The following is a 2674-nucleotide window of genomic DNA, read 5'->3' as shown; positions in this document are numbered from 1 at the left end:
GCGTACCGACCTGTGCCGGACCGGCGCTGGCCGGCTCAGGTACCGGGACCGTGCCGGGCGCCAGGACCCACAGCATGCAGCCGACCGCCCGGCCAGGGCCAAGGCGGGAACGGCGGCCGCCCGGTCGGAGGGCATGCCCTCCGACCGGGCGGCCGCAGCTGCGGCTCGGCACCGTCCCGGTCAGCCGGCCCGCGCCTCAGGGCGAGGCTTCCCCGGGCAGCTCCCCCCGGAGCACCACGGCTGCCTCGATCACCCCTCCCGACAGAAGATGACCGAAAAGCCGCTTAAGCCGGAAACTCTGAAAGTGGTCGAAAGCCCGGCTGGGCCAGCCTAAAGTCAATGGTCAGGTAGCCCACTCCCCGCCCGCGCGGGGGTGCTCCCTCATTACGTTACCGAGAATGGAATGAAATGCACCACTCCCCGCCCGCGCGGGGGTGCTCCCCAGGTCGCCGGGTCGTCGCGCGGCATGCTCTCCCACTCCCCGCCCGCGCGGGGGTGCTCCTGGCGCCCGGCTAATCGCGGACACGTTGGGTGGCCACTCCCCGCCCACGCGGAGACCGGCGGGTCGGTCACAACCAGGCGGTGATCAGGCGCGGGCTACCTCTGCCTGCGCGGTGACCGGTCGCGGGCCGTGGCGTCGCCGGGGTCGCGGAGCGGACCGCCTTCCGCCCGCGCGGGGGTGCTCCCGTGTGCTGCTTCCTCAGGTGTCGGGCGGGCGGTCACGGGCCGGACCGGGCTCCCGGGACACAGCTCCGGGAGCCCCTCGGCACGGTCAGGAGACGGCGCCTTCGCTCCAGGCGCGCTTGAGGATCTCGTCGACGGTCTCGTCGACCGTCTGGTGCGAGGTGTCGAGCCACAGCCCGATGCGGGGCGTGTCGTCCTTGAGCACCTTGTCCAGGTCCTTGGGCTGCCAGTCGGGGCCGTAGCCGGTCTTGGAGCGCTTCTCCTCCCGGCGGGCCACGACGTCCGGGTCGGGTGCCAGCACCACCACGGCCAGCGGACGGTTCCGGATCATCTGGGTGATCTCCGCCAGGATGCTCGCCCAGAAGGGTGTCCTGCAGGACGGCTGTGAAACCCGCTTCGGCGTAGGCGTCCGCGGACGCTGCGGCCAAACGGTGCCGCAGACGGAGTTGTGCGACGGCCTCCGGCGGAGCGTCGGCGGTCATGTGCGCCTGGCCGTTGACGATCATCCGGCGGAACGTGTCGCCCCGCACGTGTGCCGAACGGGGCAGGCGCTCGGCGAGGGCCTGCGCGACGGTGGACTTGCCCGCGGCGGAAATACCCGAGACGACGATGACGCCAGGGGTTTCGTCACCGGGGACGGAGGCGGGACTGGTTGTGTCGGTCATGGACGGGCTGGTTTCCTCTCTTGTGCGTGGACATGGACACCGCGTGCGGCGCCCGGGCGACATCGGCCGCCTTCAGGCGCGTTCGAGGACCACCAGGTCCATCGTCGGCCCCGCGCCCGCGGGGCTGCTCCGACGGACCAGGCGGCCCGGCCCGGTCTCCTCGGGCCGGCCCCCCGCCCGCGAGGTGAACCGTTGGACGTGGCCGACTTCTTCCGCTCGTGCGGCCGGTCTCCGAGCCGGCGCAGGTGGGCCGGCCTTCGACTGGCCGCCGTTGAGCCGGGCGCTCCGGTCCCCGCGCAGACCCGGGCCAGGTCGACGCCGGACGTCTCGCCACCGCTCATGCCTGCCCCCAGATGGTGTAGCCGAGGTCCAAGTGCCCCAGGCCCGCGAGGCGCTGCACGGCCGCGACGAACGCCCGGGTGAACAGGCGCTGCGCCGACAGCTCGCCGTCCCGGTCGATGTGCCCGAAGACCAGCTGGTGGTCGGCGGCGGCGCGGTCGCGCCAGTCCAAGACCTGCTCCCGGGTGAGTTCCCCGAGGACCAGCTCCTGGCCGTCGTCGACACCGGCGAACTCCGGTTCCGCAGCGGGGGCGACGGCGACGACCGGGCGCGGCCCGGGCAGCACGGCCGGGGCCACCGGCCCGACCACGACGTCGCCGGCCGGGCTGCGCGGCCGACGACGTCGGCACGCGCCCCAGCCGCGGCGGCCTGCTGCTCCCGGGCCTGCTCCCACCGGCCGCCTGGCCCACGCTTCGGCCCTCACATCCCGGTGCGGCTGCTGCTCGACGGCCGTACGGCGCTCGCTCCCGAAGACGTGTGGCATCGAGGCATCGACGGCTGCGCGGTGCTGGCACGGCGGTCGACCTGCCAGCTCGCAGCGCGAGCAGTCCCGGCCGAAGTCGAGCAGAGCGCCCTCGTCGCACCGGGGCTCCGCGCACAATTGGCGCTGCGGCAGCGGACCGTAAGGTCCGCCGACGGCGACCTTGCTGGCTCAGGTCGGCTCCGCCCGAGCGGGGATGTTCCCCGGAGAGAGATCTCGCGCCGCCTCCTGGCCGGGTCGGCCCTGGGCCGCATGACCATGATCTCGACCCGGGCTGCGGCAGCTGCTCCTTACGGATCTGCGCCAACCGAGGTTCGCGGACTCACGCCTGCGCGGTCACGTCCCGGTGCACCTGCCGGTCGGCGGCCACCCGGCGCTCGCTCGCGGAGGCACCCGGCAGCACGGGGTCGCAGGCGGCCGCGACCACCGGCGCTGGGCACGGCCGTCGGCCCGGCGGCACCCTGAGCGCGGTCCTTCCCGGCCGGAGGCGAACATCCTTGGACAT

At 73.9% G+C, this 2674-nt stretch carries 2 protein-coding genes and 1 pseudogene; all 3 read right to left on the bottom strand.

From position 1 onward, the window contains the following. Positions 1 to 772: 772 nt before the first annotated feature. Positions 773 to 1349: pseudogene (locus tag NX801_RS30535) on the bottom strand (AAA family ATPase). A gap of 337 nt (positions 1350 to 1686) precedes the next feature. Further along, complete coding sequence (locus NX801_RS30530) at positions 1687 to 1986, bottom strand: hypothetical protein (protein WP_258791216.1); 300 nt, start codon at positions 1984 to 1986, stop codon at positions 1687 to 1689. A gap of 505 nt (positions 1987 to 2491) precedes the next feature. Continuing rightward, positions 2492 to 2674 (bottom strand): hypothetical protein (locus tag NX801_RS30525; RefSeq protein WP_258791215.1); only part of this gene is annotated, 183 nt, incomplete at its 5' end.

This window comes from Streptomyces pyxinae (genome assembly GCF_024756275.1).
GTDB classification, from domain to species: domain Bacteria; phylum Actinomycetota; class Actinomycetes; order Streptomycetales; family Streptomycetaceae; genus Streptomyces; species Streptomyces pyxinae.
The sequence above is the reverse complement of the archived record's forward strand: the minus strand, read 5'-3'. Positions and strand labels throughout refer to the sequence as shown.